Source organism: Pseudomonas sp. NPDC087598 (assembly GCF_044743525.1).
GTDB lineage: Bacteria > Pseudomonadota > Gammaproteobacteria > Pseudomonadales > Pseudomonadaceae > Aquipseudomonas.
In genome coordinates this window covers 1-1889 of sequence record NZ_JBIUWQ010000143.1, presented here as the reverse complement: position 1 = coordinate 1889, position 1889 = coordinate 1, and the positions used below count along the sequence as shown (strand labels likewise).

At 59.5% G+C, this 1889-nt stretch carries 2 protein-coding genes; both read right to left on the bottom strand.

All coding sequences use genetic code 11. The annotated features are described in order from the left end of the window. Positions 1–187: 187 nt before the first annotated feature. Entirely contained in the window at positions 188–1060 is an 873-nt protein-coding gene (locus tag ACIOWE_RS30100) for a ParB/RepB/Spo0J family partition protein (RefSeq protein ID WP_401398598.1), read from the bottom strand. A gap of 9 nt (positions 1061–1069) precedes the next feature. Then, positions 1070–1867: a ParA family protein gene (locus tag ACIOWE_RS30095; RefSeq protein WP_401398596.1), complete on the bottom strand. Its 798-nt coding sequence runs from the start codon at positions 1865–1867 to the stop codon at positions 1070–1072. Positions 1868–1889 lie beyond the last annotated feature (22 nt).

Genomic DNA, 1889 nt, shown 5'->3' with positions numbered 1-1889 from the left:
GCGATGGAACGGCAGGCGGTTTGGCTTGCGGGTTTCCATCACTATTGCTCTCCAATGGTCGGCTGCCAGAATTCAATAACTTGGCATAATTTGTGCCGACAAAATGCGCGCAGAGTATAGGGGCGGTTCTGCCCCTATTCAACTGTCAGGTAGTGATTTCCGACTGCGCGCTACATGAGGAAATGTTTCAGCGGATGTGGGCGAGCACACCTTGAAGCTCATCGAGGGAGTTGTAACCGATCACCAACTGCCCTTTTCCATTCTTCCCGTGGCGAATCTGCACCGCAGAGCCTAGGCGCTCGGCCAGACGCTGTTCGAGACGGGCGATATCCGGGTCGGGTTTGGTCGCCTCCACAGGCTCCGGTTTGCCACTCAACCACTGGCGAACCAGTGCTTCAGTCTGGCGCACAGTGAGGCCGCGTGCGACAACATGTCGCGCCCCTTCCACCTGCTGATTGTCCGGCAGACCGAGCAAAGCACGGGCATGACCCATTTCCAGGTCGCCGTGGGACAGCATGGTCTTGATGACTTCGGGCAGCGCAATAAGCCGCAACAGGTTAGCCACAGTGACGCGGGACTTACCCACAGCCTCGGCGACTTGCTGTTGAGTCAGCTGGAATTCCTGCTGCAGGCGTTGCAACGCGACGGCCTCTTCAATCGGATTAAGGTCTTCGCGCTGGATGTTCTCGATCAGCGCGATGGCGATCGCGGTTTCATCCGGTACATCGCGAACCATTGCCGGAATGGTTTCCTGCCCGGCTTGCTGGCTCGCTCGCCAGCGGCGCTCACCGGCAATGATTTCGAAGCGGCCACCACCGATCGGGCGAACCACGATCGGCTGCATGACGCCTTGCGCCTTGATCGACTGCGCCAGCTCTTCCAGCGCCTGCGGATCCATGTCCCGGCGTGGCTGGTACTTGCCACGCTGGAGCAGGTCCAGGGGCAAGTGTTGCAGTTCACGGGTATCAGCTTGCGCGGCTTGTTCTTCCAGTGCGCTGACAGTCGGACCACTCAGCAGTGCATCCAGTCCACGTCCGAGACCTCGTTTCTTGACGGCCATGGGGATTCCTTAAGTTGCCTGAGCGGCGGCAATGCGTGAATTTTTGCGCTGACGACGAACCATTTCGCCGGCCAGGGCCAGGTAGGCCAGGGCGCCGCGCGATTGCTTGTCATAGGCCAGTGCCGGCATACCGTAGCTCGGCGCTTCGGCCAGGCGGATGTTGCGCGGGATCACCGTGTCGTAGAGCTGCTCGCCGAAGTGTTCCTTGAGCTGCGCCGAAACATCGTTCATCAGGCTCAGGCGCGGGTCGTACATGGTCCGCAGCAAACCTTCGACTTTCAGGTTCGGGTTCAGCAGTTCGGCGATGCGCTTGATGTTATCCACAAGGTCGCTCAAACCTTCGAGCGCAAAGTATTCGCACTGCATGGGGATAATTACCCCGTCGGCAGCGACCAGTGCGTTCAGCGTGAGCATCGACAGCGACGGCGGGCAGTCGATTAGAATGTAATCGTAGTTTTCGCGGATCGGCGCCAGCGCACTGCGCAAACGGCTTTCCTTCATCTGCATTTCCAGCAGAACCACTTCCGCGGCCGTCAGGTCGCGGTTGGCCGGCAGCAGTTGATAACCGCCGTGCTCGGAATAGTGCATGGCCTGGGCCAGATCGCATTCGCCGATCAGCAGGTCGTAGACCGAGTTTTCCAGGCCGTGTTTATCCACACCGCTACCCATGGTGGCGTTGCCCTGTGGATCGAGATCGATCAACAGCACCCGGCGCTTGGTAGCAACCAGGGATGCTGCGAGGTTGTGGCAGGTGGGGGTCTTGCCCACACCGCCCTGTTGGTTCGCTATCGCGACTACCTTAGCCATTCTTGCTGGTGTTCCCAATCCT